Raw genomic sequence first — 26696 nt, 5'->3', positions numbered from 1 at the left:
CATTTCTGCGCGCAAAAAATTAGCGGAAAAATGACCGAATCGCTGGCCTTTCCGCCCACCATCGGCTAGGAAAAAATCATCTCCCGAAAAGCAGAAAAAAGGCCGGGTCTTGACCGAAGAAAATACGCCTACGCCGCCGTCCGAGGATGGCGTTTCGCCGATCAACATCGTCGACGAAATGAAGACTTCGTATCTCGATTACGCGATGAGCGTGATCGTCAGCCGCGCGCTGCCCGACGTACGCGACGGCTTGAAACCGGTACACCGCCGCATTCTTTACGCGGCGCAGGAAGGCGGCTTCATTCCGGGCCGCCCGTACAAGAAATCGGCGAAGATCGTCGGCGACGTGATGGGTAACTATCACCCCCACGGCGACAGCGCGATCTATGACGCGCTCGCGCGCATGACGCAGGACTGGTCGCTGCGCGTGCCGCTGATCGACGGTCAGGGCAATTTCGGCTCGATGGACCCCGATCCGCCGGCGTCGATGCGATACACCGAAGCGCGCCTCGCCAAGACCGCGATGGTGCTGCTGAACGATCTCGACAAGGATACGGTCGACTTCCAGCCCAACTATGACGCAAGCCGCGACGAGCCGACGGTGCTCCCGGCGCGCTTCCCGAACCTGCTCGTCAATGGCGCCGGCGGCATCGCGGTCGGCATGGCGACCAATATCCCGCCGCATAACCTCGGCGAAATCATCGACGCGACGCTCGCGATGATCGACCGCCAGCTCGCAGGCGGCGAACCGGTCACGCTCGAGGAATTGATGGCGATCGTCCCCGGCCCCGATTTCCCGACCGGTGCGATGATGCTGGGCCAGGGCGGCGCACGTAACGCTTATGCCACGGGCCGCGGCTCGATCATGATGCGCGCGACGCATATTATCGAAGAAGGCCGGAATGACCGCCAATCGATTGTTCTGACGTCGATTCCCTTCCAGGTCGGCAAGTCCGGGCTCGTCGAGAAGATCGCCGAGGCGGCGCGCGACAAGCGCATTGAGGGCGTCGCCGACATTCGCGACGAATCGAACCGCGAGGGCGTGCGCGTTGTCATCGAGCTGAAGCGCGACGCGACCGCCGAGGTCGTGCTCAACCAGCTCTGGCGCCACACCCCGGCGCAGTCGAGCTTCCCCGCGAACATGCTCGCGATCCGCGGCGGACGTCCCGAAATGATGGGGCTGAAGGACATTCTTTCGGCCTTCATCACCTTCCGCGAGGAAGTGATCACCCGCCGCTGCAAGTTCGAGCTCGCGAAGGCGCGGGACCGCGCGCACATCTTGCTCGGCCTCGTCGTCGCGGTCAGCAATCTCGACGAAGTCGTCCGCATCATCCGCGGCTCGAACTCCCCCGCCGCCGCCCGCGAAGCCCTGCTCTTGCGCGAATGGCCGATCGGCGAAATCGCTCCCTACATCCGCCTCGTCGAAGCGATCGAGGGCGAGATGGAGGAAAGCGCGACCTACCGCCTGTCCGAAGTCCAGGTGAAGGCGATCCTCGACCTACGGCTCCACCGCCTGACCGCGCTTGGCCGCGACGAAATCGGCAAGGAACTCGGTGAGTTGGCGACCGAGATTGAGGAACTGCTTTCGATCCTCGCCGACCGCGTCAAACTTTATGGCGTGATGCGTGAAGAGCTGGTCGCGGTACGCGAGGAATTCGCGACCCCGCGTCGCACCCTGCTCGCCCCCGCCGCCGACGGCATCGACGACGAGGACCTGATCGAGCGCGAGGAGATGGTCGTCACCGTCACCCTCGACGGCTATATCAAGCGCACCCCGCTCGACACCTTCCGCGCCCAGCGCCGCGGCGGCAAGGGCCGCGCCGGCATGGCGACGAAGGACGAGGATGTCGTCACCGAGCTGTTCGTCACCTCGACGCACACGCCGGTGCTCTTCTTCTCGACCGCGGGCAAGGTGTACCGCATGAAGGTGTGGCGCCTGCCCGAAGGCGGACCCGCGACGCGCGGCCGACCGATGATCAACCTGCTGCCGCTCGCGCAGGGCGAGACGATCTCGACCGTGCTGCCGCTTCCCGAGGACGAGGCCGAATGGGGCAAGCTGCACGTCATGTTCGCAACCGCGAAGGGCAGCGTTCGTCGTAACAGCATGGACGCTTTCACCAATGTGCCCTCGAACGGCAAGATCGCGATGAAGTTCGAGGGCGAGGACGAGGACGATCGCCTGATCGGCGTCGCCTTGCTCGACGAAAGCGACGATGTGCTGCTCGCGACGCGCCAGGGCAAGGCGATCCGCTTTGCCAGCGACGACGTCCGCGAATTCCAGAGCCGCAATTCGACGGGTGTCCGAGGCATGCGGCTCGCCGAGGGCGACGAGGTGATTTCGCTCTCGATCCTCCACCGCGTCGGCACCACCGGCGACGAGCGCGAAGCCTATCTGCGCGCCGCGCCGTGGAAGGATAATGAGAACGAACCGACGCTGGGCGGCGAGCGCATGGCCGAACTGGCCGCGCGCGAACAGTTCATCCTGACCATCTGCGCCAACGGCTATGGCAAATTGTCGTCGGCCTATGAATATCGGCGCACGGGGCGCGGCGGTCAGGGGATCACCAATATCGACAATATCGCGCGCAACGGCCTTGTCGTCGCCAGCTTCCCCGCGACCAAGGTGCATCAGCTGATGCTGGTGACCGACCAGGCGAAGCTGATCCGCATGGGCCTCGATTCGATGCGCGTCATCGGACGCGGATCGGCGGGCGTACGCCTGTTCGACGTCGCGAAGGACGAACATGTCGTCTCTGCGGCGCTGATCGAGGAAAGCGACGAGGAAGAGGTCGAAGGCGCCGAAGGCGAAGCCGCGGCACCCGAGGCCGAAGCACCGACCGAGGCGGCACCCGAATGACCGCCGCGACGGCCTTCAAGGTGCTGACCCAGCATCAATGGGCCGATTTCGAACGCGAACGCGTGTTCCGCGGCGCTCCGGTGGATATCGCCGATGGCTATATCCACCTGTCGACCGCCGAGCAGCTTGAAACGACGATCGCCAAATATTTTGCAGACCAAAGCTGCCTGATGATCGCCGAGGTGGACCTGATCTGCCTCGGCGACGCGGTCCGCTGGGAACCGGCGCGTGGCGGCGAACTGTTCCCGCATATCTATGCGGAGCTGCCGATACACGCGGTGGTCGGGTTGCAGAAACGCGACCAATAATCGGCGTCCCACGAAAGGGTGCGACTGTTAGAACGCGAGCGGCACCCTTTTGATCGAACGCTCGTCGGCGTTGGTCGCATCTTGCTTCGCACACCGAAAAACTCCTACCAGTGTCGGGCTTTGCACCGTCCGTGCATGGGGGAGATAGAAGATGCGCCTCGTTTTGATTGCCGCCCTGCTGGCCTCGGCCGCATCCGGTCCGGTTTATGCGCATGAAACCGCCGCCCCCGTCGCACAATCGAAACCCGTGCCCAAGGAACAGTTGCTGAAGCCGCCCGCCGACGCGGTGCAGTATGTCGTCGTGTCCGAAGCGGGCCAGCACGGCAGCCAGTGGCGCTGGCAACTCCCCGACGGCCGCACCGCCTATCGCTGGTCACAGGAATTGCGCGGCTGGATCACCGAGATGGATCAGGTGACGACCTTCGGGCCGGGCGGCGCGATCAACGCGCTGACCGTCCGCGGCGTCACCACCTCGGGCGACGCCGCCGAGGAGTTTCGCGTCGCGAACGGCCGCGCGAACTGGAGAACGGCGAATGATTCGGGCGAGGCGCCCTCCGGTGGCTGGTATATCCCCGCCGGCGGCGTCGGCATCGCGAACGCCCCGCTGATCGACGCGCTCGCGGAGGCGGGCGATGCCGGGCTGAATTTCCTGCCGAGCGGCAAGGGACGCATGACCTTCGGCCCGGTGCAGACGATCCAAGGACCCGGCGGCCCCAAGAAGGTTCAGCTCGCCTTCGTCAGCGGTATCCTGCCCTCGCCGCTCCCCATCTGGCTCGACGAGAACAAGCGCTATTTCGCCGACATCAGCTATATCTCGGTGATTCCGGCGGGATATGAGGGCGCGCTGAAGCAGCTGCGCAACGCGCAGGAAGCGGCGACCGCCGAAGCGGTTTCGGGCATCGCCAAACGCTTCCTTTCGCCCGCCGCGAAGGCCCCCGTGCTGTTCGACAATGTCCAGCTGTTCGACGCCGACAAGGGCGTGTTCCTTCCCGCCCGCGCAGTGCTCGCGCAGGACGGCAAGATTGCTGCTGTCGGCGCGGCGGGATCGCTGAAAGCGCCTCCCGGAGCGCGGGTCATCGACGGGCGCGGCAAGACGCTGGTGCCGGGCATCTGGGACAGCCATCTCCACATCGGCGATGATTGGGACGTGCTCTCGAACATGGCCAACGGGATCACCAGCTTCCGCAGCCCCGGCACGACCTTCGACCGCGCGGTCGAGGCGACCAAGCGCCGCGCCGACGGCAGCCTGCTGATGGGCGAGCCGTTCATCTCGGTCATTATCGACAAGAAAGACCCGCTTGCGGCGCAGGGCGCCGAAGTCGTCAGCAGCGCCGACGAAGCCGTCGCCGCGGTGCGGCGCGTCAAGAACGCCGGACTGTGGGGCGTCAAATTCTACACCTCAATGAATCCGGCGTGGATCGCGCCCGCCGCGGCGGAGGCGCACCGGCTCGGCCTGCATGTCCACGGCCATGTGCCCGCGACGATGAAGCCCAGCGAAGCCGTCGCTGCGGGCTATGACGAGCTCACCCACCTCAACTTCGTGGTGATGGAATCGATGCCGCGCGAGGTGATCGACAAAGCCAACACGCGGCAACGCGTCGAAGGGCCCGCGCGATATTTCAAGGATGTCGATCTCGACGGACCCGTGATGTCGCGCTTCGTGGCCGACCTTGCGGCCAAGAAAACGCTCGTCGATCCGACGATCGTCATTTTCGAGGGCATGCTCACGCAGGACGGCGGGAAACCCCAACCTGCCTACGCACCCTATATGGGCATCATTTCCCCCGTCCTTGAACGCTCGACGTTCACCGCCGGCGGCTATCCGCTGGTCGAAGGGCTGACGCGCGACGATTACCGCAAGAGTTATGCGAAAATGGTCCAGTTGGTCGGCAAGCTGCACAAGGCGGGCGTGCCCATCGTCGCCGGCACCGACGGCTGGGGGATCGAGCTGATCCGCGAACTCGAAATCTACCAGCAGGCCGGCTTCAGCCCCGCCGAAGCCATCCAGAGCGCCACCATCGTCCCCGCGCGCGTCGTCGGCGCCGACAAGCGCACCGGCTCGATCGCGGTGGGCAAGGAAGCCGACCTGGTTTTAGTCGACGGCGACCCCTCGACCGACCTCGGCGCGCTCCGCCGCGTGGTGACGGTTGTGAGCGACGGCTATGTGATGGACGCAAACGAACTGCGGAAAGCCGCGGGTTACAGCGGCACCCCAAAGTAGCGGCTGACCGCTATCGACGCCCGAACCCAAATCAGCGCTGCCGGGCCTTCCACGCGCGAACCGCCGCCATCGTCTTTTCGACATGCGCCTGCGGCTTGCTGTCGGTGTAGCTCAGCAGGATCGTTCCGTTCGGCGCGATGACATAGGATGTCCGGTTGGAAAGCGTCGTGCCGTCGGGGCGCCGCATCGTTGAATCATATTTCGCGGCGATCTTCGCACCCGGATCGGCGGCGACGGCAAATTTGTCGCGGCATTCGGATTTGGAAAATTCGGCGACGCGTTCGATGTTGCCGGCGGTGACGCCAACGACGCGGGCGCCCAGCCGGTTGAAATCGTCGCTCGATTCGGCAAACAGATGCGCTTCCATCGTACAGCCCGGCGTAAAGGCAGCAGGGAAGAAATAGAGCACGACGGGCCCCTTCTTCAGCGTCTGTTTCAATGACAGGACGAAGGGTTTGCCGCCCTGCGCAGCGTTCAGGGTGAAGTCGGGCGCCTTCGCGCCCTGCTGGAGGGCAGCGATACCCTGCGCCGGAACGACCGCGAGTGACAGACCAAGGCCAAACGACATCGCAATCTTCATCAGGGTTTTCATCTGCGGTTCTCCACCTTGGGCAAGCGCTGCCAGTGGCTCAGGATGATGGATAAATGCGGCGGCGTCTACACCGATCCCCGCCTGATCGCCGCGCCCGATTGACCCCGCGCCCCGATCGGCGCAGCATTGCGGCATGACGCTAGCCATCACCCCCAGCGGTCAGGCGTGCGGCGCACGCGTGACCGGCGTCGACCTGACGCAGCCGCTCGCCCCCGAAACCATCGCCGAAATCCGTGCGGCGTGGCTCGACCATCATGTCCTGGCCTTTCCCGATCAGAAGATGAGCGATGATGATCTGGAGCGTTTTACCGGCTATTTCGGCGGCTTCGGCGACGACCCGTTCATCCGCCCAATCGCGGGCCACGAGCATATCATCGCCGTGAAGCGCAAGGCCGACGAGACGGCGCCGCTTTTCGCCGAAAACTGGCACAGCGACTGGAGTTTTCAGGCGCGGCCGCCCGCGGGCACCTGCCTGTTCGGCATCACCGTCCCGCCGGTCGGCGGCAACACCGAATTTTCCAACCAGCACGCCGCGCTCGACGCGATGCCCGCCGACCTTCGCGGGCGCATCGAGGGGCTGCAGGCGATCCACAGCGCGCGCGCCGGCTACGCCCCCTCGGGCATGTATGGCGCGAACGACAAGGATCGGAGCATGGATATCCGATCGGGCGAGGAGGCGCTCGACACGCAGCTTCACCCATTCGTCCGCGCCCATCCCGAGACGGGTCGCCTGGGGCTGTTCGGCTGCGCGGGATATATCATCGGCTTTGACGGCCTCGATGATAGCGAAGGCCTGCCGCTCCTGTACGAAATGATCCAGTGGCAGGGGCGCGAGGAATTTCGCTACAGCCACATATGGGAACCCGACATGTTGATCATGTGGGACAATCGCTCGGTGCTTCACCACGCGACCGGGGGCTACGACGGCTACGATCGCTTGCTCCACCGCACGACGATCGCGGCGTGGGACGGATAGCGAAACTTCCGCGATAGCCCATGCGTTGCTGTCTTGAAGAAGGAGCAACAGCATGACCCTCGCCCCCAACACCCTCGTCCTCGTCGCCGATGGCCGCAAGGCTCTGTTCCTGCGTAATGAAGGCGACGCGCGGCAGATCGACCTGCGCACGACCTCGCATCAGGAACGCGAAGACCGCAAGGACAGCGACATCAAGACCGACGCTTCGGGCCAGTCGCCCGCCCCTGCCGGGACCGGCCTTCCCGGCGGCACGATGGGCGAGCCCGATTTCCACCAACAGGAGGAAGACCGCTTCGCGCGCGACCTTGCCGAAAAGGTCAACGCGATGGCGCTCGCGGGCAAGTTCGACGCGCTGGTCGTGATCGCGCCCGCGCGCACGATGGGCGAACTGCGCCCGCTCTGGCACAAGGAGGTGAGCGCCCGCCTTGTCGGCGAGCATGTCAAGGCCATGACCGACCGCCCTGTCTCGGACATCGAAGCGCTGCTCGTCGGCGAGGCGGCGCCGCCCTCCTGATCAGGCGCGCGCTTCTTTCGCCAGCGTGCTGACCACGCCCCATGCGATCAACGCCTGCCCCGCGAAATAGAGCGGCCAGACGAGCCACATCGTGACGTCCTTGGACAAAACCCCGCCCTCGCCCGCAAAGATGAAGAGATCGCTGGCAAGGAACAACATCGCGCCGATCCCTGTGCGATAGCGCGGAAAGCGGCTGGTCCATGCGGCCGCGGCCATCGCGGCGACGAACAGCGAATAGACCGCGGCATGCCACCAGCCCGGCGCGGGGCTCAGCATGCCCCAGACGATCGCCAGCGTCGCGGGCATGGTCAGCCAGCCCAGCAGCCGCTGCGACGGCGTCATCTGTGCCCGCCGGTTCATCAGATAGAGGGTGATCGCGATGACATGTCCCACCACGAACGCCACCGCACCGGTCTCGAGCCCCTTCGCATCGAGCAGATAATCGCCGAGCGCACCGAAACCGAGCGCGGCTGCGATCAGCCAGCCGTTCTTTTCGCGCGCATTCGCCGCCGCCCAAACCGCCAGCAAGCCGACGCCGCTCGTCTTCCACGCCCAGATGACCGGGCCGTCGAGCCGCAGATAGGCCGCCACGAAAAAGCTGATCCCGCCGGCCAGTGCCAATAGCCACAACCAGCGCGCCCGATCCCACCCTCTCTCCCCGCTCATCGTCATCCCTTTGCATCTTGCTTTCAACCGGCCTAGTGCGCGGCGCACGCAGGGCAAGTCAACGGATACGGTAAATGACATACGATATTCACATCATCGGCGGCGGTCTCGCCGGATCCGAGGCGGCATGGCAGCTCGCCGAGGCGGGGTTTCGCGTTCGCCTATCCGAGATGCGCGGGGGCGGCGACATGACCCCGGCGCATCAGGGCGACGCGCTCGCCGAAATGGTGTGCTCGAACAGCTTTCGTAGCGACGATGGCGACAGCAATGCCGTCGGCCTGCTCCACCGCGAAATGCGCACGCTCGGCTCGATCATCATGCGCGAGGCCGATTTCCACAAGGTGCCCGCGGGGTCGGCGCTCGCGGTCGACCGCGACCTTTTCTCGGGCGGCGTTACCCGCGCGCTCGAAAACCATCCGAATATCGTCATCGTCCGCGAACGCATAGACACACTACCGACCGAGGGGCTGACCATCGTTGCGACAGGCCCGCTCACCGCTGCCGGCCTCGCCTCGAGCATCGGCACCGCGACGGGCAAGGACGCCCTCGCCTTCTTCGACGCGATCGCCCCTATCGTCTACCGCGAGAGCATCGACATGGACATCGCGTGGATGGCGAGCCGCTGGGACAAGGTCGGGCCGATCGGCGACGGCAAGGATTATATCAACTGCCCGATGGACAAGGACCAGTATCACGCCTTCGTCCAGGGACTCGTCGACGGCGACAAGACCGAGTTCAAGGACTGGGAAAAGGACACGCCTTATTTTGAAGGCTGCATGCCGATCGAGGTGATGGCCGAGCGCGGTCCCGAAACGCTGCGCTTCGGCCCGATGAAAGGCGTCGGCCTCGATAATCCGCGCACCGGGCGCTGGCCCTATGCGGTCGTCCAACTCCGCCAGGACAATGCGCTCGGCACGCTCTGGAACATGGTCGGTTTCCAGACCAAGCTCAAACATGCCGCGCAGGTTGAGCTGTTCCGCACCATCCCTGGTCTCGAAAAGGCCGAATTCGCGCGCCTCGGCGGCCTCCACCGTAACAGCTTCATCCGCTCGCCCGAATTGCTAGACGCGCAGCTCCGCCTCAAATCGGCGCCGTACATCCGCTTCGCGGGGCAGATCACCGGCTGCGAAGGCTATGTCGAAAGCGCTGCGATCGGGCTGATCGCCGCGCGCTTTGCCGCCGCGGAGCTCGCCGGACGCGACCTCGCACCGCCGCCGCCCGAAACCGCACTCGGCGCGCTGCTTGGCCACATCACCGGTGGCGCCGATGCCGCGAGCTACCAGCCGATGAACGTCAATTTCGGTCTTTTCCCGCCGCTCGCAGAAGATGTGCGCAAGAAGGACCGCAAGCTGGGCTACACCGCGCGCGCCGGTGCTTCACTCGCGGCGTGGATCAAGCAGGCCGACGGCGTCGCTGCCTAGCAACTACACTTGGGTTTCGCCGCCTGCTTCGGCGCTGTCGTCGAGAATTCCGCGCGCGTCAGATCGCCCGACTTGTCGCCGTCCGCCCCGGCAAAGCGTTGCCCCGTCGCCGCCGCCCATTCCTCGAAGGTCAGCAGATTATTGCCGTCCTTATCGAGCTTGCGGAAGGCCGCGGTGCGCGACGACATCAGTTCGACGCGGCTGATCCGGTCGTTGCGGTCGCGGTCGAAGCGATTGAAACGCCTTTCCTCGCGCGACGCCTCCTTGGCCGCCGGTAGCGCCGGCGGTGCGGGCCCGCGCTTGGGTGCTCCCGCTGCCGCGACCGGGATCGCCGGCAAGGCGGGCGGCGGATCGGGTAGCACTTCTTCCTCGACGATCTGCGTATAGCCCTTCCACATGAAGAGCCCGCCGGTCAGCAACAGCGCGCTTGCGACGCCGCCAATCAGAAAACGGGAAACTGCCATCCGCCCCTCCGCGCCGGTTGATCGGGAATAGCTATCACGGCGACGCGGAAAACGACAATAAACGCCGCCATTATGGCCACGAATTTTAATCGGCAAACTTGTTCAAAACCGCCTCAATAATTGCTACATCCGATCAATGCACAATTACCTCCCCTCGCTGAAACAGATGCAATATCTCGTCGCGCTCCACGAACATGGCCATTTCGGCCGCGCCGCCGACGCCTGCAACGTCACCCAGTCGACGCTGTCGGCGGGCATCCGCGAGCTTGAAACGCTGCTTGGCCAGACGCTCGTCGAACGCACCCGCCGCGTCGTCCGCTTCACCGGGCTCGGCAACGCGATCGTCGAAAAGGCACACCGCGTGCTGCGCGAGGCCGAGGAACTGGCCGACATGGCCGCCGCCGCGGCCGCGCCGCTCGTCGGCGAACTGCGGATGAGCGTCATTCCGACGATCGCCCCCTTCCTCCTTCCCGGCCTCTTGCCGCGGCTTCGCAAGGAGCGCCCGTCGCTCAAGCTTTTCCTCCGCGAGGAACCGAGCGCGCAGGCGTGCGAATCGCTGCACCACGGCACCGTCGATTGCGTCCTGCTCGCGCTCCCCTACGCGTGCGGCGACGTCGAGGCTGAGAATTTGTTCGACGATGCATTGTTCGTCGCTTTTCCGGGCGACCAGTCGGAGGACCTGCCCGCGATGGTCAGCGCCGACCAGATCGACCCCGCGCAGATGCTGATGCTTGAGGATGGCCATTGCCTGAAAGACCATGTCCTCGCCGCGTGCAACCGCCCCGAACTGCGCGCCGGTGCGCGGATGATGGGAACCTCGCTGCATACACTGGTGCAGATGGTCGACAATGGGCTCGGCATCACGATGCTTCCCCAAATGGCCATCGAGGCCGGCATCCTCGACCACACCGACATCGACACCCGCCCGCTCGATTCGGAGCACGACTGGCGCACGATCGCGCTGGTGTGGCGCAAGGGCAGCCCGCGTGCCGAGGAATTCCGGATGCTCGCCGACATTTTCCGCAAACATCAGGCGGATTAAGCGCCCCATTTCTCCGCGCGCGCCTGATCGCCTTCGCGCGGTTCGACCCACTGAATGCGCCCGTCGGCAAAGGTCTCACGCTTCCACAGCATGACGTCGGTTTTCAGCCGGTCGATCAGGAACTCGCACGCCGCCAACGCCTCGGCGCGGTGCGCGCTGCTGGCGAGGATAAACACGATCGTCTCGCCCGGCACCATTGCGCCGACGCGGTGGATCAGGGTCAGCGCCGAAAGCTGCCAGCGATCGGCCGCGGCATGCGCCAGATCGGCCAGCCCCGTCGCGGTCATCGCGGGGTGATGATCGAGGAACAGCTCGGTCAGATCGCCGTCACCGCGCACCCGCCCGATAAAACTGGCGCTCGCGCCATGCCCGCCCGCATCGTGCAGGTCGAGTTCGGTGGCGATGTCGATCGCCGCCGGCTGGACCGCCACGCGGATCATCCGCCCGTCACCGGCGGAAACAGCGCGACCTCGCGCGCGCCGGCGAGCGGCGCGTCGAGGCCCATCATCACGCCGTCGATTGCGGCGCGGATGCGCTGTGGTTCGGCAAAAGCGACTTGCCCGCGCGCATCGCGCGCCGCAAGCCATGCGACCAAAGCGCCGACATGCGTGACGTTCGCCGGAAGGTCGACCGTCTCATCGGCCAGTCCCATGCGTTCGCGCACCCAGGCGAAATAGGCGATCTCCAGCGACATCCGATGTTCAATCCATATGCTTCAGGCCAACGCGCAGATAGTCCCAGCCCGTGATCAGCGTCAGCACCGCGGCGCCCCACAGCGAGGCAAGCCCGACGGTCTTGATCCACGCCATTTGCGGCAGCGCTCCCGCGAGGATCAGCGCGCCGAACGCGACGAGCTGGAACGTCGTTTTCCATTTGGCAAGCTGCGTCACGGGCATCGATACCTGCAGCGTCGCGAGGAATTCGCGGAGGCCCGACACGATGATCTCGCGCAGCAGGATCATCAGCGCCGCGATGACGTGATAACCCGATATGTCGCGCGTAAAAACAAGGAGCAGGATCACCGCCGCGATCATGATCTTGTCGGCGATCGGATCGAGGAAGGCCCCCAGCCGCGACACGATCCCGCGCGAGCGTGCAACATAACCGTCAAAATAATCGGTAATGCCCATCAGGCAGTACAAGCCAAAGGCGAGCGCATAGTCGATCGGCTTCGGCTGGTGCGACCCTTCGACCACCCCGGGCCACAGCAGAAACAGCAGGATCGGCACCGCCAGGATACGCGATAATGTCAGGATGTTGGGAAGGCTGAGCATGATCGCTGTCGGCATGTCCTTCAAATCGGCTTTGACCCCGAATGCCCTAACCGATAAGCCCCCCCGGCGACAACCGAATTGCCTGAGGCGGCAGCCGGTGTTGACATGTCGGGCTGTAAAAATGGATTTTCAATGACCGGTTCCTTTGCGCTGCTGAAACAACGCAGGTTCCTTCCGCTCTTTGTCACGCAGCTCCTCGGTGCCTTCAACGACAATCTGTTCAAGAACGCGATGGTGCTGTTCGTCGTTTACGGCGTGTTCAACGACGAAGCGTCCGAAACATTGTTCAGCGCGGTCGCAACCGGCCTGTTCATCCTGCCCTTTTTCCTGCTCTCGGCGCTCGCCGGGCAGCTCGCCGACACGCGCGACAAGGCGCGGATCATCCGCATCGTCAAATTCTGCGAGATATTGATCATGCTCGTCGGGGGCGCCGGGCTGGTGCTCGCGTGGCTGGGTTTCGCCGTCCACCTGATCGCGATCCCGCTGATGATGCTCGCGCTGTTCGCGATGGGCATCCACTCGACCTTCTTCGGCCCGATCAAATATGCGATCCTGCCGCAGCATCTGAAAAGCGACGAAGTCCTCGCGGGCACCGGGCTGGTCGAGGCCGGCACCTATATCGCAATCCTCGCGGGCACGATCCTTGCCGGGATCATCGACGTCGAATGGGCCGCGCTCGGCGTCGTGCTCGTCGCCGCGATCGGCTACTGGACCGGTCGAAAGGTGCCGCCCGCCCCGCCCGAACATGAAGAAACCGGCATCGACTGGCATATCGTCCGCTCGTCGATCACGCTCGTCCGCGGCACGATGCACATCCCGCGCCTCTATCTCGCGATCCTGTCGATCAGCTTTTTCTGGACGATCGGTGCGGTGCTGTTCATCCAGTTCCCGCCGCTGGTGAAGAACATCCTGCACGCCGACAAAAGCGTCGCCAGCCTTTTTCTCGCGATCTTCTCGATCGGCATCGCTATCGGCTCGGTCGCGGTGAACCGGCTGCTGAAGGGGCAGGTATCGGCGCGATACAGCCCCGCCAGCGTCATCGTCATGGGCGTATTCGTCGTCGCCTTCTATTGGGTCTGCCGCAACTGGGGCGCAGCGCCTGAAACGATACTCCTTGACGCAGCCTCTTGGGCATCGACCATAGCCGGGGCCCGGCCACTCCTCTACGACATCGGCGGTTTCCTCGGACACAAGGAAGTCATCCCACTCCTCGCGAGTCTGCTCGGCATCGCAATCAGCGGCGGCATGTTCGTCGTGCCGCTCTATGCCTTTCTGACGACGACCGTGCCCAAGGACCAGACCGCGCGCACGGTCGCCGCGAACAATATCGTCAATTCGGGCGCGATGGTCGGCGGATCGCTGCTGGCGCTCGGGCTCAGCATATTCGGCGTCGGCGTTGTCGACCAGTTGTTGATGAGCGCCGCGATGTGCCTGGTGTCGGCGTGGCTCGCGCAGAAGCTGCACCGCGCCTGCGATTGATCGAATTCAGATCAGAAACATCATCGTCGCGGTAAAGAAGATCGCGAAGCTCTGAAGAAACAGGCGGAAGTCATTGGCCGAAAAGATCGTGACGGGCTCACGATGTGCCGCCAGCGCGGCGCGGAGCTCGCCCTCCCAGTCCACCGGCGCGCTGAGCCGTGCGATGATCAGCTGCCGCTTGCCATGATCGCGAACGCGGCCGCGAATGTCGATTTGATCGCTCGAGTCCATGCAGGCGAAGCTAGGACCATGTTAACGAGTCGATAAGGTTAAAAGAGAGTTAACGCGGGGCCGTCCCGCGCTGGCACGCTTTGCCGGATCAGCCTTAACGCGCGGGCATCGGTCGAACGCGGATCTGGCGACCGTCTTTCGCCCCGGTCTGGAATGGCTTGCATCTAGTGGGCTTCATGCGCGGCCCCAGGCACAGCCGCACCTCGTTCAGCCATCCCTGCCGGTCGACCGACACGGCGATCATCGGCGCAGTCACCCCCGGATTGACCGCAGAAAAGGCGCGGCGAACGCTGGCTGCGGTTTGCGGCTTGGCGGCGAGTGCCTGCATGTCGGGAAAGCGCACCGCCCGGAAAATCATTTCGGCCGAGCGAAAATAGGCCGCGGGGTTCGGGCTCATGCATGTGCCGTGCTTCGCCCATTCGTGCTGGAGCAGCTGTGCCGACGGCGTCATGCACATATGCTTTTTCAGCACCGGCTGCGGCACGATTTTCGCCGGGCGGCACCATTGCGGATAGCCCGGACTATCGGTTTCGGGCCACAGTCCGTGCAGCACCCAGCCGAAACGGCCATTCTCGCCCGAACATTGAAAGCGGTCGCGCGCATCGCGCGGATTACGAACATCGGTGCAATGCTGGGGCGACCAGCTCATGGCTAACAGATAGCCGGTGATCGCCGGCTTGCGGACGGCTTCGCCGCGCTTCGGCTGTTCAAGGCGTGGAACAGGAATGCGATCGGGCAGCGAGCACGCGAGCGATTGCGCCTGCGCCGCGACCGGCATCAACGCCAGCGCGGCGGCGCTAAGCCAGCGCAAAATCGAGCCCGATGTCCGCCGCCGGCGCCGACTGGGTCAACCGTCCGACCGACACATAGGTCACTCCCGTCGCGCCAATGTCGCGGATGGTATCGAGCCGCACCCCGCCCGACGCCTCGGTCGGCACCTTGCCGCCGACCAAGGAGACGCATTCGCGAAGCTCGTCGAGGCCCATATTGTCGAGCAACAGGTGCGTCGCCCCGGCGCTCAGTGCGGGCTCGACCTGCGCGACACGATCGACCTCGACGATGATGCTTTCAATCCCGGCGGCAACCGCACGGCGCACGGCTTCCTCGACCGATCCCGCCACCGCGACATGATTGTCCTTGATCATCGCCGCGTCCCACAAGCCCATGCGATGGTTCGTCGCGCCGCCCATGCGCGTCGCATATTTCTCGAGCACGCGCAGACCCGGGATCGTCTTGCGCGTATCGAGCAGGGTCGCGCCGGTGCCGGCGAGCGCGTCGACATATTGCCGCGTCATCGTCGCGATGCCCGACAGATGCTGGACGGTATTGAGCGCCGACCGTTCCGCCGTCAGCATCGCGCGCGCGTTGCCCGACAGGCGCATCAGGTCGCTTCCCGACGCAACCTGCGCGCCCTCCTCGACCAATATCTCGATCTCCATGCCGGGTTCGAGCGCCCGAAAGAATCGCTCGGCGATCGGCAAGCCAGCAACTGTAATCGCGTCTCGGCTGTCCATCACCCCGCCAAAGCGCGCCTCGGCGGGGATCGTCGCCATCGAGGTAATATCGCCCCCCACCCCCAGATCCTCGGCCAAAGTGGCGCGGACGAAGGCATCGAGGTCGAAATCGGGCAGGGAAAATTGGGCCATGGGTCTGCGATAATCCGCCCGCCCAGCAAATCAACTTGACGTTTACGTCAACTGGCGCTGACATGCGCATAAATAAACAAATTGGAGAGGTTCCCCATGCAATCCCCGATCTGCGCAATGCTCGGCATCGAATTTCCGTTGCTCGCCTTTTCGCACTGCCGCGACGTCATCGTCGCGGTGTCGAAGGCGGGGGGCATGGGCGTCTTTGGCGCCGCCGCACTGCCGCCCGAGCGGCTCGAGGAAGAGCTCGCATGGATCGACGCACATATTGGCGGCAAGCCTTATGGCGTCGACCTGATCGTCCCCAACAGCTTCGTCGGCAAGGGTGAGGCGCCCTCCTCCGCCATCGCGAAAGTGCCCGAGACGCATCTGAACTTTGCCGCCGGTTTGCTCGAAAAACATGGTGTCGATCCAGCGGGCTTGTCAGAGGCGATGGCGGGACGGCAGAGTTTCGGCGACAATATGCACGAGGACGGCGCCGCCAGGTTGCTCGAGGTCGCGTTCCGTCACCCGATCGCGCTGATCGCCAACGCGCTCGGCGTGCCCCCGCCGTTGATGCTGGAACTCGGCAAGCGCCACGGCGTGCCCGTCGCGGCGCTCGTCGGGACGCGCGATCATGCGCTGACACAGGTCCGCGCCGGGGTCGATATCCTCGTCGTCGCGGGCGGAGAAGCGGGCGGCCATTGCGGCGAGGTCGCGACGATGGTGCTGGTGCCCGAAGTCGCCGCGGCGGTCGAAGCCATCGGCGCGAACACGCCGATCCTCGCCGCGGGCGGCATCGTCACCGGGCGGCAAATGGCGGCGGCGATGGCGATGGGCGCGCATGGCGCCTGGACCGGTTCTGTGTGGCTCACCACGGCGGAGGCCGAAACCAATCCGGTTGTGAAGGAAAAGATGCTCGCCGCGTCGTCGCGCGACACGGTGCGATCCAAGAGCCGCACCGGCAAACCCTCGCGCCAGCTTCGCTCGCCATGGACCGACGCATGGGAAGCCGAAGACGCGCCCAAACCGCTGCCGATGCCGCTGCAATCGCTGGTCAGCGAACCCGCGCTGCGCAAGGTCGATAAATTGTCCGAAGGCGGCCACGAAGGCGCGAAAGCGCTCGCGACCTATTGGGTCGGCCAGGGCGTCGGCCTGATGAACGAGGCAATGGGCGCCGGGCAGGTCGTGCAGGAGTTCAAGCAGGACTGGGTTTCCGCCTGCGAGCGGCTCAACGGCTTTATCGGCGACTAGGCAAAAAAAATCCCCGCCGAAGCGGGGATTTTCTTGGATCAGCTGACGGTCGCCTTGACGATCTTGCCGGGCTCGCGCGGCGGCTCGCCCTTGGGCAGCGCATCGACATTGTCCATGCCTTCGATCACTTCGCCCCAGACGGTGTACTGGTTGTCGAGGAAGCGCGCGTCGTCGAAGCAGATGAAGAACTGGCTGTTCGCGCTGTTCGGGTTCTGCGCGCGCGCCATCGAGCAAACGCCGCGGACGTGCGGTTCGCTGCTGAATTCCTGCGGCAGGTCGGGAAGCGGGCTGCCGCCCATGCCGGTGCCCGTCGGGTCGCCGCCCTGCGCCATGAAGCCCGGGATCACGCGGTGGAACACCACGCCGTCATAAAAGCCTTCGCTCGCGAGGCCGGTGATGCGCTCGACATGCTGCGGCGCAAGGTCGGGACGGAGGCGGATGACAACATCGCCGGTCGACAGCGAAAGGGTGAGAGTGTCGGACATGGTAGAACTCCTGCGGTCTGTGTTGGCGGTCCCATAGCCGGGGCGGCGGCCAAAGCCACGCATTAAATCGCGAAAAGCTACTCGCGACGTTGCCATCCGCGGGCCGCAGCACTAGGGGAAAGCTCGGACGCCGCAACTGTCAGGGAGGACCGCGCGATGGACAAACGCGAAGAATCCCTGCCGCCGGAAGATGTTGTCATCACCGACGATCGCGACCGTGAACAACCGGCACGCGAAACCGACACCGAACTCGACGAGGACGACCGGCTGAGGCCCGAATTCGTGCGCGACGTGATCGAGCTGGCCGAAGCCGGCGAAGGCGAAGCCGCTCGCGAACGCATCGGCCGCCTCCACCCCGCCGACATCGCCGACCTGTTCGAACTCGCGCGCGCCGACGAGCGTCCGATGCTCGCCGCGGTGCTCGGCGACATGCTGTCCGCCGACGTGCTGGCGGAAATGAACGATTATGTCCGAGAGGAACTGATCGATCTTCTCGCGCCGGAGCAAGTCGCCGAACTCGCGTCCGAACTCGATACCGACGATGCCGTCGCGATCATCGAGGATATGGAGGAGGACGAACAGCAGGCCGTTCTCCAGGCGATGGAGCCCGAAGATCGCGCCGCGATCGAGGACGCCCTCTCCTTCCCCGAGGAATCCGCCGGGCGCCTGATGCAGCGCGATCTGGTCGCGGTGCCCGAACATGTGACCGTCGGCGACGTGATCGACCGGCTGCGCGAAGATGCCGACCTCACCAGCGACTTCTGGGAAATTTACGTCGTCGACCCACGGCACCGCCCGGTCGGCACATGCCAGCTGAGCTGGATCCTCCGCACTCCGCGCGACATTGCGATCAGCGACGTGATGAAACGCGAACAGACGCTGATCCCGGTCGACATGGACCAGGAAGAGGTCGCGCTGCGCTTCCAGAAATATGCGCTGATCTCGGCCGCGGTGATCGACAAGGGCGGGCGGCTCGTCGGCATGATCACGGTCGATGACGTCGTCCACATCATTCAGGAAGAGGCAGGCGAGGACATTTTGCGCCTGTCGGGCGCCGGCGACGGCGACATCAACGAACCGATCCGCGAGACGTACAGCGCGCGCGTTCGCTGGCTGATCGCTAATCTCGGCACCGCGCTGCTCGCCTCTTCGATCGTCGGATTTTTCGGCGGCGCGATCGAGCATATGGTCGCGCTGGCGGCATTGATGCCGATCGTCGCGGGTGTCGGCGGCAATGCGGGCACGCAGACGCTGGCGGTCACCGTGCGCGCGCTCGCGATGAACCAGCTCACCGATTCGAACAGCTGGCGCGCGATCTGGCGCGAAATGAAGATCGCGCTGCTCAATGGCGGCACGATCGCGTTAATCGCGGGAACCGCAACCGCGTTGTGGTTCGGCAATCCGCAGCTTGGCGCTGTCATCGCGGCGGCGATGGTCGTGAACATATTTGTCGCGGGTGTGGCGGGAGTGGCGATCCCCTTGCTGCTCGATCGGCTCGATCAGGATCCCGCCGTCGCGAGTTCGATATTCGTCACGATGACGACCGATTCCATGGGGTTTTTGGCCTTCCTGGGCCTCGCGGTGCTCAGCGGATTGACCACACTCTGAGGGCAAGCCCCTGAAATTCAAGCGATTCAAAGCGCTCCGAAAAAAAATTCATTACTGCAATTTTTTTTCGGAACTTATCCGCCGCTTTGGTCGTTTCCCATTCGAGCAGCGGTCATCGCCCCCCCGCAGCGCTGCTCAGCAACATTGGCCCGGCCCGCATTCCCTCCCCCCCCTCGAAAGCGTGCCGGGCCATTTTGCACAAAACATCCTGAGAGGTAGAAATATGACGAGTTACCGCGCAATCCTTCTCGCCCTGATGGCAAGCTTTCTGGTCGCTGGCTGTAACACGGTAAAGGGTGCCGGTCGCGACATCGAATCTGTCGGTCAAGCTGGCAGCGATGCCATCGACTAATCGGGACTGAGACTAACTTACCCTAAGCCTCTTCGAGAGGCTCGACAGGCGCCTCTTCGGCGCCTGTTTTGCGTCGGCGCTGGGTGAACCAGATCGCGAGCAGCGACATTTCGTACAGGAACACCAAAGGCACCGCGAGCAACAGCTGGCTCAAAATATCGGGCGGCGTGAACACTGCGGCGATCGCGAACGCGGCGACGATCATATAACGCCGCGCCGACACCAGCTGCTCGCGCGTCACCAGCCCCGACCGCTCGATCAGCATCAGCAGGATCGGCAGCAGGAAAGCGATGCCGAACGCCATGATGAACTGCATCGTGAAACTCAGGTAATTGCCGACCGAGGGCAGCGCCTCCTGCGTGATCCCGCCGACATTACCCTGATATCCGAGCAGGAATTTGAGCGCGATCGGGATGGTGATGAAATAAGCGAAGCTCGCACCGATTGCGAACAGCACCGGCGTCGCGATCAGGAAAGGCAGCAGCGCACGCTTTTCCTGTTTGAACAGCCCCGGCGCGACGAACTTCCACAGCTGGTTCGCGATCACCGGAAAGGCGATCATCATCGCCGCGAACAGCGCGACCTTGATCTCGACGAAAAACGCCTCGAACAGCTGCGTATAGATCAGCTTCCCCTGCCCCGCACGAACGAGCGGCTGAACGAGAATGCCGAAGATCGGCTTGGCGTAATAAAGGCATATGCCAAAGGCGAGGCCGATCGCGATCAGCGATTTCAGCAGGCGCGAACGCAGTTCGATCAGATGATCGAGCAGCGGCATCTTGCCGCCGGCGCCGTCCTCTTCCGTCGTCACCTCTTCGGTCACGGCAGCGGGCCGTCCTTCGGCGGTATCGCATGCGTTTCGGGCGGATTGGCAGCTGCCGCTGCGTCGACCTCGGTTTCCGTCATGGGTTCGGTCTTCGTCGGCTCGGTCGAAGCAGCCTTCGCCGAAGGCGTCGCGGGCGATGCGTTCACATCGTCGATGCGCGGGAATTCGCGCATGATGGCGTCATTCTGTTCGCGCCACTGCTTTTCGAGTTCTTCGAGTTCGGCTTCGCGCATCATCGTGTCGAGCCCGGAGCGGAAATGGCGCGCCATGCCGCGCGCCTTCGCCATCCATTTGCCGACAAAGCGCATCGCTTTGGGCAGGTCCTTGGGGCCGATAACCACCAAGGCCACCACCACGACGAGCAGCAACTCGGTGGGCGCGACGTCAAACATGACCTAAAACTTCCCCCGCAGGCTGACGGCGATCAGAGCTTGTCGTGCTCGGCAGTCGGGGTCGAAATCGGGGTGGCATCGGGCGCGCGCTGACCCTCGATATGCTTGGGGGCGGGGGTCGTCGGCGCGTCGTCTTCCGACATGCCCTTCTTGAAGCTTTTGATACCCTTGGCGACATCGCCCATCATGTCCGAAAAACGGCCCTTGCCGAACAGCAGCAGGACGAGAATCCCGACCACGAGCCAGTGCCAAATGCTGAAGCTACCCATCTCAAATTCTCCTTGAGGCCGCTATCTAAGCTTCCTCGCCGTCTTTTACTAGGTCCAGTTCGCCCATCGCTTCCTCGAAAGCGAGATCGACCGGGTCGAGCAGTCCTGCCGCACGCAAATCATCGATTCCCGGCAGGTCCTTGCGGCTCGTGAGGCCGAAATGTTGCAGGAACGCGTCGGTCGTCTTGTAAATCAGCGGCCGCCCCGGCACCTCGCGCCGCCCCGCGGGCGCGATCCATTCGGCCTCCATCAGCACGTCGAGCGTGCCCTTCGACGTCTGGACGCCGCGGATCGCCTCGATTTCGGCGCGGCTGACGGGCTCATGATAGGCGACGATGGCAAGCACTTCGGCCGCCGCGCGCGACAGCTTGCGCGGATCGTCGCGTTCGCGGCGAAGCAGGTGCGCCAGATCGGCAGGCGTCTGGAAATGCCAATGCCCGCCGCGCTCGACGAGTTCGATCCCGCTTCCCGCATGGCGCGCCGCGATCGTCTGTATGATCGTACGAATCTCGCCCGGCGTCATTTCATCGCCCAGCCGCCCCGCAACCTGCCGCGCGTCGAGCGGCGTGTCGCTCGCGAACAGCATCGCTTCTATCGCGCGTTCGAGATCGTCGATCATGCTCCGGCTGCTTTCAAATAGAGAGGTTCGAACGCGCCTTCTTGCTTCAGGTCGACGCGCCCCTGCCGCGCCAGTTCGAGCGCGGCGACAAAACTCGACGCGATCGCCGAGCGGCGCAGCGGGCCGTCATAATCCGCGGGCAGGAAATCCGAAAGTTCGGCCCAGTCGAGCTTTACGCCGATCATCCGCTGGAGATGATGGAGCGCCGCGTCGAGCGTGATCACCGGGCGCCGCGACACCATATGCACGACGGGCTCGGAGCGCAGCTTGACCTGCCCATAGGCCGACAACAGGTCATAAAGGCTGGCGTCCCAGCGCCGCACCTTGATGTCGCGCAGCCCCTCGGGCTTTACCCGCAGGAAGACGTCGCGGCCGACGCGATCGCGCGCGAGTAGCCGCGCCGCGGCCTCGCGCATCGCGGCCAGCCGCTGCAACCGCAATTGCAGGCGCAGCGCCAGTTCGTCGGGCGACGGATCCTCGAGCGGATCCTTCGGAAGCAGCAGCGCCGATTTGAGATAGGCGAGCCACGCGGCCATCACGAGATAATCGGCCGCGACCTCGAGCTTCAGTTCGCGCGCTTCGGCGATGAAGGTCAGATATTGCTCGACCAGCCCCAGGATCGAAATCTGCTTGAGATCGACCTTCTGGCTGCGCGCGAGCGTGAGCAAAAGGTCGAGCGGGCCTTCCCAGCTTTCAAGCGAAAGCTGCAGGGCATCGTCGCGCTCGGGCGCTGCCGGTACGATTTCGAAATCGAGCGGCAATTCCTCCATCGGCGATCAGCCCGTCGCCAGCAGCGCGTCGCGCTGATCGACCAGCGTCGCGAACGCGCGTGCGTCGCTATCACCCGAAATCCGGTCCATCGCGCCTTCAAGGCGCGCGCGCGACACGGTGCTGATCGGATCGAGCGCGTTGGCGATGCCAACCATATCGTCCATCTTCGCCCAGCAATTGAGCGCGATGTCACAGCCAGCGGCAATCGCATCGGCGGCGCGCGAAGGCACGTCGCCCGACAATGCCTTCATGTCGAGATCGTCGGTCATCAGCAGGCCGTGAAAGCCGATCCGCTGGCGGATGACGCTGTCGATCACGATCGGCGACAGCGTCGCGGGCCGATCGGGGTCCCACGCTTCGAAGATGACGTGGCACGTCATCGCCATCGCCGCATCGCGCAGCGCCGCGAAGGGCGCCAGATCGGTTTGCAGATCGCGGTCGGCCGCCGTGACCGTCGGCAAGGCTTCATGCGTATCGAGCAGCGCGCGGCCGTGGCCCGGGATATGCTTGACGATGCCGACGACGCCGCCGGCCTGCAATCCGCCGAGGATCGCGCGGCCGAGCGCGGCAACGCGCATCGGCTCGCTGCCGAGCGCACGGTCGCCGATGACATCGCTCGCACCCGGCTGGCGCACGTCGAGCAGCGGCAGGCAGTCGACGGTAATCCCCACCTCGGACAGCATCGCCGCAAGCGCCATCGCGTTCAGCCGCGCCGCCTCGATCGCGCTGGCGGGGGCACGATCATACAGCGCATCGAACGCCGCGCCGCTCGGGAAGAGCGGCCATTCGGGCGATCGCATGCGCGCCACGCGCCCGCCCTCCTGATCGATCAGGATCGGCAGATTGGCGCGCCCGTCGAGATCGCGAAGCTCATCGGTCAGCCGCCGCAACTGCTCGCGGTTTTCGATGTTGCGGCCGAACAGGATATAGCCCGCGGGATCGCTGTCGCGAAAGAAGGCGCGCTCGTCGTCGGTGAGGGTCAGGCCCGACAGGCCGAAAATTGCCGGTATCATCGTGCATCAAACTCCATCGATCGCCGACCCCTCAGGCGATGACCAGGCGACAACCATGCCATGGCGGCGGATTTGCACCAACAGAGTCTGCGGCCAAGCGGGCCGAATCAGCGAACGACGACGCAATTTTCACCGGCAACGCGCAATTTTCCGCACAAATTCGCGGCGTTGGCCGCCGTTCCCGCCGACACGCGCAGCCGGTAAACGGTGCCGTCGCCGACTTTCGCGGGCGAAACCGATTTGTTGAGTTCGGCAAGGTAGGCAAAGCGCTTCGACAGGTTCGTCCATGCCTTCGCCGCAGCAGCGTCGCTGCTGAACGCGCCGAGCTGGATCATCGCCGCCCCCGATGCCGGCGCGGCTTTGGGAGCGTCAGCGGTTTTCACCGGAGCAGCCACAGGCTTGGCCTTGTCCGCCGGCGCCGCTTTGGTGGCAGCAGCTTTCGTTGCGGTGGCCTTGTCGGCCGCGACTTTCTTCGCCGCGGCTTCGCGTTCTGCGGGCGTCACCGCAGGCTCTTCGGGCATGCGCGTCGGGTCGACCCGGCCTGCGGGCTCGGCGCCTTCGCTGGCGGAGAAACTGGCATCGCCTTCGCCCTCGAACGCCTTGGCGCCATCATTCTTCGGCGCGACCTTATAGTCGCCCTCCTGCGCCGCGATCAGTTCGCCGTCGCTCCGCGTGCCGCCGTTCTGAACCCACCACAGGCCGCCGAGCACCACCCCGATCAGCAAGAGTCCGCCAAGCACCATCACGAGCAGACGCGCGGGCGAGACCTCGCCATCTTCCTCGAATCCGTCGGCGGCCTCTAGCCAGGGCAGACGGTCCTCGTCTTCGAGACCGAGACCTGCATCCCCCTGCTCTGCATTCTTGTCCCCGGCCATCAGTTCATCTCCTCGATCGCCTCTACCCCCATCAGGGACAGCCCATTACGGATAACCTGCCCGATTCCGTCGGCCAAATAAAGGCGCGTCGCGGTCAATTCGGGGTCATTGTCGAGAACGATGCGTGAAGCCGGGTCATCGTTGCCGAGATTATACCAGGCGTGGAACGCCGCGGCGACGTCGGCGAGGTAAAAGGCGATCCGATGCGGTTCGCGCGCCGAAGCCGCGGCTTCGACGATCCGCGGGAACTGCGCGAGCAGCTTCACCAGCCCCAATTCATGCGCGTTCAGACGCGCGGGCGCGGGCGCCGGCAACGCGATCCCTGCATCGGCGGCCTTTTTGCGCAGCCGCGAAATGCGGGCATTGGCATATTGCAGATACCAGACGGGGTTGTCGCGCGACGCCTCGACAACCTTGGCGAAGTCGAAATCCATCTGGGCGTCTGCCTTGCGCGTCAGCATCGTGAAGCGCACCGCATCCTTGCCGACCTCGTCGACGACATCGGCGAGCGTGACAAAATTGCCCGCGCGCTTCGACATTTTGAACGGCTCGCCATTTTTGAGCAGCCGCACCATCTGCACCAGTTTGACGTCGAAACGCGTCTTGCCGCCGGTGAGCGCCGCAACCGCGGCCTTGATCCGTTTGACCGTCCCCGCGTGATCGGCGCCCCAGATGTCGATCAGTTCGTCGGCATTCTGGCTTTTCTGGAAATGATAGGCGAGGTCGGCGCCGAAATAGGTCCAGCTGCCATCCGACTTCTTGATCGGGCGGTCCTGATCGTCACCGAACTGCGTCGAACGGAACAGCGGCAGTTCGACCGGCTCCCAATCCTCGGGGGTTTCGCCCTTCGGCGCCTCGAGCTGGCCGTCGTAAACGAGATCATGGTCGCGCAGCCATTTTTCGGCGGCGGCGGGTTTGCCCTCGGCCTGAAGCTCGGCCTCCGATGAGAAAAGATCGTGATGGATGCCGAGCTTGGCGAGGTCGGCACGGATCATATCCATCATCGCGCTGACCGCCTCGGCGCGGAACAGGCCGAGCCACGCGCTTTCGGGCGCGCCGACGAAGCGGTCGCCATATTCGGCCGCGAGCTTGCCCGCGATCGGCATCAGATAGTCGCCGGGATACAGTCCCTCGGGGATCGCGCCGACATCCTCGCCGAGCGCTTCGCGATACCGCATATGCACCGAGCGCGCGAGCACGTCGACCTGCGCGCCCGCGTCGTTGACATAATATTCGCGGATCACCTCGTGCCCCGCATATTCGAGCAGCGCGGCGAGCGCATCGCCGACGACCGCGCCGCGGCAATGGCCGACGTGCATCGGGCCGGTCGGGTTCGCCGAGACATATTCGACGTTGACGCGCCGTCCCTGCCCCATCGTCGAACGGCCATAGTCGCCGCCCTCGCTGAAAATCAGCGCCAGCTCGTCGCGCCAGCTGTTGTCGGCGAGGCGCAGGTTGATGAAGCCGGGACCGGCAACGCTCGCCTCGGTCACCTCATCGAGCGCGCCGAGCTCGGCGACGAGCAGGTCGGCGAGCGCGCGCGGGTTCATGCCCGCGGGTTTCGCGAGCACCATCGCGGCGTTGGTCGCGACGTCGCCATGCGCGGGATCGCGCGGCGGCTCGACGCTGATCGCGCCGCGGTCGAGGCCGCCCGGCAGGGCATCGCGGGCGGCAAGCGCATCGAGCGCGGCGCCGATATGGTCGGAAAAGCGGCTGAACAGGGTCACGGGGCTGGCCTATCTTCGATCAGGAAAGTCTTGCGCGCGCCCTATAACAGCTGGGCGGGCGCGAAAAGCCCCGCGTCGCCGATCGGCGCGCGGGGCGTGAAAATGCGAACGGCGCCGCAGCGCCGCCGCGGTTCTATCGTCGGACGTTATATTCGAGCTGTTCCTGCGTCAGCTGGAAGCCGACGAGCAGTTCGAAGCTCGCGCGCTGCACCGCCGCGCGCACTTCGGGAAGGCTCAGCGGATCGATCGCGGCGTCCTGATCGCCCGCCTTGCGTTTGCGGGTGATGCGTTCCTGGATATCTGCCGGCAGTGTCGCCGCAGCGCGATCGACATAGGCCGAAGCCTGCGCACGACCGGTGCCGCGCACCTGTCCTTCGGCAAAAGTGACGGCGACATTGCCAAGCCGCTTGGCGACAACCGCGGTGCCGCCCTGCAGGACGGTGGCGTAATAGGGCAAGGTCACGGTGCGCGCGGGTCCGGCATCGCGGCGCGTCGCGACCACGTCGAAGCTCGCGAGCTGGTAAACCTTTTCCGCGGCGTCGTTGCATACCGGCGTCACATTGGTGATCGCGGCGACGACATCGACCGCGCGCGCGTCGCGGCTCGTCGCGGGGTCGAACAGCGTGATGTCGCCGGTGTGCAGCGGAACGGCCACTGCCGGACAGGCGCTGCGCGTCGAGGTGATGCCGACACCGCCGGCGAGGTCGATTTCATTGTCCTTCGCGCAGCCCGCCACCGTCGCCATGGCCGCCGTGCCGCACAGCACGGTCAGGAACTTACGGGACGGAAACGAAATGGACATCATGATAAACGGGCTTTCCAAACAGGCGCTTTG

General features: G+C 64.7%; 30 protein-coding genes. 11 read left to right on the top strand and 19 right to left on the bottom strand.

The annotated features are described in order from the left end of the window. The first annotated feature begins 178 nt into the window (after positions 1 to 178). The 3 genes from gyrA (at position 179) to FG91_RS12575 (ending at position 5386) form a co-directional block, all read left to right on the top strand. On the top strand, positions 179 to 2857 hold the full coding sequence (gene gyrA / locus FG91_RS12585) for a DNA gyrase subunit A (protein ID WP_235212030.1): 2679 nt from the start codon (positions 179 to 181) through the stop codon (positions 2855 to 2857). Then, positions 2854 to 3165 (top strand): DUF952 domain-containing protein, encoded by a 312-nt coding sequence (locus tag FG91_RS12580; protein WP_037515342.1) that lies wholly within the window; start codon positions 2854 to 2856, stop codon positions 3163 to 3165. The genes gyrA and FG91_RS12580 overlap by 4 nt, the downstream gene beginning before the upstream one ends. A gap of 151 nt (positions 3166 to 3316) precedes the next feature. Further along, positions 3317 to 5386: an amidohydrolase family protein gene (locus tag FG91_RS12575; RefSeq protein ID WP_037515338.1), complete on the top strand. Its 2070-nt coding sequence runs from the start codon at positions 3317 to 3319 to the stop codon at positions 5384 to 5386. Positions 5387 to 5417: 31 nt separating this feature from the next. Here FG91_RS12575 and FG91_RS12570 read toward each other — a convergent pair whose 3' ends face one another. Continuing rightward, positions 5418 to 5978 carry a peroxiredoxin gene (locus FG91_RS12570; RefSeq protein ID WP_037515335.1) on the bottom strand — a complete coding sequence of 187 codons (561 nt, stop codon included), beginning with the start codon at positions 5976 to 5978 and terminating at the stop codon, positions 5418 to 5420. 133 nt (positions 5979 to 6111) lie between these two features. Here FG91_RS12570 and FG91_RS12565 point away from each other — a divergent pair, with 133 nt between their 5' ends. Together FG91_RS12565 and FG91_RS12560 are read left to right on the top strand one after the other, a co-directional pair. After that, positions 6112 to 6954 (top strand): TauD/TfdA dioxygenase family protein, encoded by an 843-nt coding sequence (locus FG91_RS12565; RefSeq protein ID WP_037515332.1) that lies wholly within the window; start codon positions 6112 to 6114, stop codon positions 6952 to 6954. A 52-nt stretch (positions 6955 to 7006) separates the two neighbouring features. After that, positions 7007 to 7468, top strand: coding sequence for a host attachment family protein (locus FG91_RS12560; protein ID WP_037515330.1), 462 nt, complete (start codon positions 7007 to 7009; stop codon positions 7466 to 7468). Here FG91_RS12560 and FG91_RS12555 read toward each other — a convergent pair whose 3' ends face one another. Beyond that, on the bottom strand, positions 7469 to 8134 hold the full coding sequence (locus FG91_RS12555) for a lysoplasmalogenase (RefSeq protein ID WP_037515509.1): 666 nt from the start codon (positions 8132 to 8134) through the stop codon (positions 7469 to 7471). Positions 8135 to 8208: 74 nt separating this feature from the next. Between FG91_RS12555 and trmFO the strand changes: the two genes are divergently transcribed. Beyond that, positions 8209 to 9555, top strand: coding sequence for a methylenetetrahydrofolate--tRNA-(uracil(54)-C(5))-methyltransferase (FADH(2)-oxidizing) TrmFO (gene trmFO / locus FG91_RS12550; protein WP_037515327.1), 1347 nt, complete (start codon positions 8209 to 8211; stop codon positions 9553 to 9555). Here the strand turns inward: trmFO and FG91_RS12545 are convergent. Next, positions 9552 to 10019: a hypothetical protein gene (locus tag FG91_RS12545; RefSeq protein WP_037515324.1), complete on the bottom strand. Its 468-nt coding sequence runs from the start codon at positions 10017 to 10019 to the stop codon at positions 9552 to 9554. The two genes, trmFO and FG91_RS12545, sit on opposite strands and share 4 nt — an antisense overlap. Before the next feature lie 136 nt (positions 10020 to 10155). On the opposite strand from FG91_RS12545, the gene FG91_RS12540 reads away from it, so the two are divergent. Next, complete coding sequence (locus FG91_RS12540) at positions 10156 to 11061, top strand: hydrogen peroxide-inducible genes activator (protein ID WP_037515322.1); 906 nt, start codon at positions 10156 to 10158, stop codon at positions 11059 to 11061. On the opposite strand, the gene FG91_RS12535 is transcribed toward FG91_RS12540, so the two are convergent. Genes FG91_RS12535 through pgsA form a run of 3 tightly spaced genes read right to left on the bottom strand, consistent with a single transcriptional unit; the run spans position 11058 to position 12335 of the window. After that, positions 11058 to 11501, bottom strand: coding sequence for a molybdenum cofactor biosynthesis protein MoaE (locus FG91_RS12535; protein WP_037515320.1), 444 nt, complete (start codon positions 11499 to 11501; stop codon positions 11058 to 11060). The genes FG91_RS12540 and FG91_RS12535 overlap by 4 nt on opposite strands. After that, positions 11498 to 11755: a molybdopterin converting factor subunit 1 gene (moaD, locus tag FG91_RS12530; protein WP_037515318.1), complete on the bottom strand. Its 258-nt coding sequence runs from the start codon at positions 11753 to 11755 to the stop codon at positions 11498 to 11500. Before moaD ends, FG91_RS12535 begins: the two co-directional genes overlap by 4 nt. A gap of 7 nt (positions 11756 to 11762) precedes the next feature. Next, complete coding sequence (pgsA, locus tag FG91_RS12525; protein ID WP_037515508.1) at positions 11763 to 12335, bottom strand: CDP-diacylglycerol--glycerol-3-phosphate 3-phosphatidyltransferase; 573 nt, start codon at positions 12333 to 12335, stop codon at positions 11763 to 11765. Positions 12336 to 12467: 132 nt separating this feature from the next. Here pgsA and FG91_RS12520 point away from each other — a divergent pair, with 132 nt between their 5' ends. Next, a complete protein-coding gene (locus tag FG91_RS12520; protein WP_037515317.1) occupies positions 12468 to 13814 on the top strand; it encodes an MFS transporter in 1347 nt (448 codons plus the stop codon). A 6-nt stretch (positions 13815 to 13820) separates the two neighbouring features. On the opposite strand, the gene FG91_RS12515 is transcribed toward FG91_RS12520, so the two are convergent. The 3 genes from FG91_RS12515 to nadC form a co-directional block, all read right to left on the bottom strand. Then, the gene (locus tag FG91_RS12515; RefSeq protein ID WP_037515315.1) at positions 13821 to 14045 is read right to left on the bottom strand and encodes a hypothetical protein; all 225 of its coding nucleotides are present in this window, start codon (positions 14043 to 14045) and stop codon (positions 13821 to 13823) included. Positions 14046 to 14139: 94 nt separating this feature from the next. Then, positions 14140 to 14856 carry a ribonuclease T2 family protein gene (locus tag FG91_RS12510; protein ID WP_052187542.1) on the bottom strand — a complete coding sequence of 239 codons (717 nt, stop codon included), beginning with the start codon at positions 14854 to 14856 and terminating at the stop codon, positions 14140 to 14142. Beyond that, complete coding sequence (gene nadC, locus FG91_RS12505) at positions 14843 to 15691, bottom strand: carboxylating nicotinate-nucleotide diphosphorylase (protein WP_037515311.1); 849 nt, start codon at positions 15689 to 15691, stop codon at positions 14843 to 14845. Before nadC ends, FG91_RS12510 begins: the two co-directional genes overlap by 14 nt. A 96-nt stretch (positions 15692 to 15787) precedes the next feature. Between nadC and FG91_RS12500 the strand changes: the two genes are divergently transcribed. Then, a complete protein-coding gene (locus tag FG91_RS12500) occupies positions 15788 to 16924 on the top strand; it encodes an NAD(P)H-dependent flavin oxidoreductase (protein WP_037515309.1) in 1137 nt (378 codons plus the stop codon). A gap of 38 nt (positions 16925 to 16962) precedes the next feature. Here FG91_RS12500 and FG91_RS12495 read toward each other — a convergent pair whose 3' ends face one another. Beyond that, the gene (locus tag FG91_RS12495) at positions 16963 to 17409 is read right to left on the bottom strand and encodes a peptidylprolyl isomerase (RefSeq protein WP_037515307.1); all 447 of its coding nucleotides are present in this window, start codon (positions 17407 to 17409) and stop codon (positions 16963 to 16965) included. A gap of 156 nt (positions 17410 to 17565) precedes the next feature. Between FG91_RS12495 and mgtE the strand changes: the two genes are divergently transcribed. Together mgtE and FG91_RS12485 are read left to right on the top strand one after the other, a co-directional pair. Next, complete coding sequence (gene mgtE, locus FG91_RS12490; protein WP_200878441.1) at positions 17566 to 19017, top strand: magnesium transporter; 1452 nt, start codon at positions 17566 to 17568, stop codon at positions 19015 to 19017. Between the two features lie 223 nt (positions 19018 to 19240). Beyond that, positions 19241 to 19369, top strand: a complete 129-nt coding sequence (locus FG91_RS12485; RefSeq protein WP_037515306.1) for an entericidin A/B family lipoprotein — start codon at positions 19241 to 19243, stop codon at positions 19367 to 19369. Between the two features lie 22 nt (positions 19370 to 19391). Here FG91_RS12485 and tatC read toward each other — a convergent pair whose 3' ends face one another. The 9 genes from tatC to FG91_RS12440 form a co-directional block, all read right to left on the bottom strand. Further along, complete coding sequence (tatC, locus tag FG91_RS12480; protein ID WP_037515505.1) at positions 19392 to 20147, bottom strand: twin-arginine translocase subunit TatC; 756 nt, start codon at positions 20145 to 20147, stop codon at positions 19392 to 19394. Between the two features lie 41 nt (positions 20148 to 20188). Further along, positions 20189 to 20587 (bottom strand): Sec-independent protein translocase protein TatB, encoded by a 399-nt coding sequence (gene tatB / locus FG91_RS22545; protein WP_037515305.1) that lies wholly within the window; start codon positions 20585 to 20587, stop codon positions 20189 to 20191. 32 nt (positions 20588 to 20619) lie between these two features. Further along, the gene (locus FG91_RS12470; protein ID WP_037515303.1) at positions 20620 to 20856 is read right to left on the bottom strand and encodes a twin-arginine translocase TatA/TatE family subunit; all 237 of its coding nucleotides are present in this window, start codon (positions 20854 to 20856) and stop codon (positions 20620 to 20622) included. Between the two features lie 25 nt (positions 20857 to 20881). Then, complete coding sequence (gene scpB / locus FG91_RS12465; RefSeq protein WP_037515302.1) at positions 20882 to 21475, bottom strand: SMC-Scp complex subunit ScpB; 594 nt, start codon at positions 21473 to 21475, stop codon at positions 20882 to 20884. After that, a complete protein-coding gene (locus FG91_RS12460) occupies positions 21472 to 22245 on the bottom strand; it encodes a segregation and condensation protein A (protein ID WP_037515299.1) in 774 nt (257 codons plus the stop codon). Before FG91_RS12460 ends, scpB begins: the two co-directional genes overlap by 4 nt. 6 nt (positions 22246 to 22251) lie before the next feature. Next, on the bottom strand, positions 22252 to 23259 hold the full coding sequence (nagZ, locus tag FG91_RS12455; protein ID WP_037515298.1) for a beta-N-acetylhexosaminidase: 1008 nt from the start codon (positions 23257 to 23259) through the stop codon (positions 22252 to 22254). 107 nt (positions 23260 to 23366) lie between these two features. Next, positions 23367 to 24134, bottom strand: coding sequence for an SPOR domain-containing protein (locus tag FG91_RS12450; RefSeq protein WP_037515297.1), 768 nt, complete (start codon positions 24132 to 24134; stop codon positions 23367 to 23369). Then, complete coding sequence (argS, locus tag FG91_RS12445) at positions 24134 to 25861, bottom strand: arginine--tRNA ligase (RefSeq protein WP_037515296.1); 1728 nt, start codon at positions 25859 to 25861, stop codon at positions 24134 to 24136. The genes FG91_RS12450 and argS overlap by 1 nt, the downstream gene beginning before the upstream one ends. A 133-nt stretch (positions 25862 to 25994) precedes the next feature. Beyond that, a complete protein-coding gene (locus FG91_RS12440) occupies positions 25995 to 26666 on the bottom strand; it encodes a hypothetical protein (RefSeq protein WP_081940579.1) in 672 nt (223 codons plus the stop codon). Between the last annotated feature and the right edge of the window lie 30 nt (positions 26667 to 26696).

Origin of the sequence: Sphingopyxis sp. LC81 (assembly GCF_000756375.1) — a bacterium.
In the GTDB taxonomy this organism is placed as follows: Bacteria; Pseudomonadota; Alphaproteobacteria; order Sphingomonadales; family Sphingomonadaceae; genus Sphingopyxis.
This window is presented reverse-complemented; position numbering and strand designations above follow the sequence as displayed.

Bases quoted from the DNA above. Each gene is read 5' to 3' on its own strand.
- gyrA (WP_235212030.1), top strand. From the start codon at position 179: ATGAAGACTTCGTATCTCGATTACGCGATGAGCGTGATCGTCAGCCGC.
- FG91_RS12580 (WP_037515342.1), top strand. From the start codon at position 2,854: ATGACCGCCGCGACGGCCTTCAAGGTGCTGACCCAGCATCAATGGGCC.
- FG91_RS12575 (WP_037515338.1), top strand. From the start codon at position 3,317: ATGCGCCTCGTTTTGATTGCCGCCCTGCTGGCCTCGGCCGCATCCGGT.
- FG91_RS12570 (WP_037515335.1), bottom strand. From the start codon at position 5,978: ATGAAAACCCTGATGAAGATTGCGATGTCGTTTGGCCTTGGTCTGTCA.
- FG91_RS12565 (WP_037515332.1), top strand. From the start codon at position 6,112: ATGACGCTAGCCATCACCCCCAGCGGTCAGGCGTGCGGCGCACGCGTG.
- FG91_RS12560 (WP_037515330.1), top strand. From the start codon at position 7,007: ATGACCCTCGCCCCCAACACCCTCGTCCTCGTCGCCGATGGCCGCAAG.
- FG91_RS12555 (WP_037515509.1), bottom strand. From the start codon at position 8,134: ATGAGCGGGGAGAGAGGGTGGGATCGGGCGCGCTGGTTGTGGCTATTG.
- trmFO (WP_037515327.1), top strand. From the start codon at position 8,209: ATGACATACGATATTCACATCATCGGCGGCGGTCTCGCCGGATCCGAG.
- FG91_RS12545 (WP_037515324.1), bottom strand. From the start codon at position 10,019: ATGGCAGTTTCCCGTTTTCTGATTGGCGGCGTCGCAAGCGCGCTGTTG.
- FG91_RS12540 (WP_037515322.1), top strand. From the start codon at position 10,156: ATGCACAATTACCTCCCCTCGCTGAAACAGATGCAATATCTCGTCGCG.
- FG91_RS12535 (WP_037515320.1), bottom strand. From the start codon at position 11,501: ATGATCCGCGTGGCGGTCCAGCCGGCGGCGATCGACATCGCCACCGAA.
- moaD (WP_037515318.1), bottom strand. From the start codon at position 11,755: ATGTCGCTGGAGATCGCCTATTTCGCCTGGGTGCGCGAACGCATGGGA.
- pgsA (WP_037515508.1), bottom strand. From the start codon at position 12,335: ATGCTCAGCCTTCCCAACATCCTGACATTATCGCGTATCCTGGCGGTG.
- FG91_RS12520 (WP_037515317.1), top strand. From the start codon at position 12,468: ATGACCGGTTCCTTTGCGCTGCTGAAACAACGCAGGTTCCTTCCGCTC.
- FG91_RS12515 (WP_037515315.1), bottom strand. From the start codon at position 14,045: ATGGACTCGAGCGATCAAATCGACATTCGCGGCCGCGTTCGCGATCAT.
- nadC (WP_037515311.1), bottom strand. From the start codon at position 15,691: ATGGCCCAATTTTCCCTGCCCGATTTCGACCTCGATGCCTTCGTCCGC.
- FG91_RS12500 (WP_037515309.1), top strand. From the start codon at position 15,788: ATGCAATCCCCGATCTGCGCAATGCTCGGCATCGAATTTCCGTTGCTC.
- FG91_RS12495 (WP_037515307.1), bottom strand. From the start codon at position 17,409: ATGTCCGACACTCTCACCCTTTCGCTGTCGACCGGCGATGTTGTCATC.
- mgtE (WP_200878441.1), top strand. From the start codon at position 17,566: ATGGACAAACGCGAAGAATCCCTGCCGCCGGAAGATGTTGTCATCACC.
- FG91_RS12485 (WP_037515306.1), top strand. From the start codon at position 19,241: ATGACGAGTTACCGCGCAATCCTTCTCGCCCTGATGGCAAGCTTTCTG.
- tatC (WP_037515505.1), bottom strand. From the start codon at position 20,147: ATGCCGCTGCTCGATCATCTGATCGAACTGCGTTCGCGCCTGCTGAAA.
- tatB (WP_037515305.1), bottom strand. From the start codon at position 20,587: ATGTTTGACGTCGCGCCCACCGAGTTGCTGCTCGTCGTGGTGGTGGCC.
- FG91_RS12470 (WP_037515303.1), bottom strand. From the start codon at position 20,856: ATGGGTAGCTTCAGCATTTGGCACTGGCTCGTGGTCGGGATTCTCGTC.
- scpB (WP_037515302.1), bottom strand. From the start codon at position 21,475: ATGATCGACGATCTCGAACGCGCGATAGAAGCGATGCTGTTCGCGAGC.
- FG91_RS12460 (WP_037515299.1), bottom strand. From the start codon at position 22,245: ATGGAGGAATTGCCGCTCGATTTCGAAATCGTACCGGCAGCGCCCGAG.
- nagZ (WP_037515298.1), bottom strand. From the start codon at position 23,259: ATGATACCGGCAATTTTCGGCCTGTCGGGCCTGACCCTCACCGACGAC.
- FG91_RS12450 (WP_037515297.1), bottom strand. From the start codon at position 24,134: ATGGCCGGGGACAAGAATGCAGAGCAGGGGGATGCAGGTCTCGGTCTC.
- FG91_RS12440 (WP_081940579.1), bottom strand. From the start codon at position 26,666: ATGATGTCCATTTCGTTTCCGTCCCGTAAGTTCCTGACCGTGCTGTGC.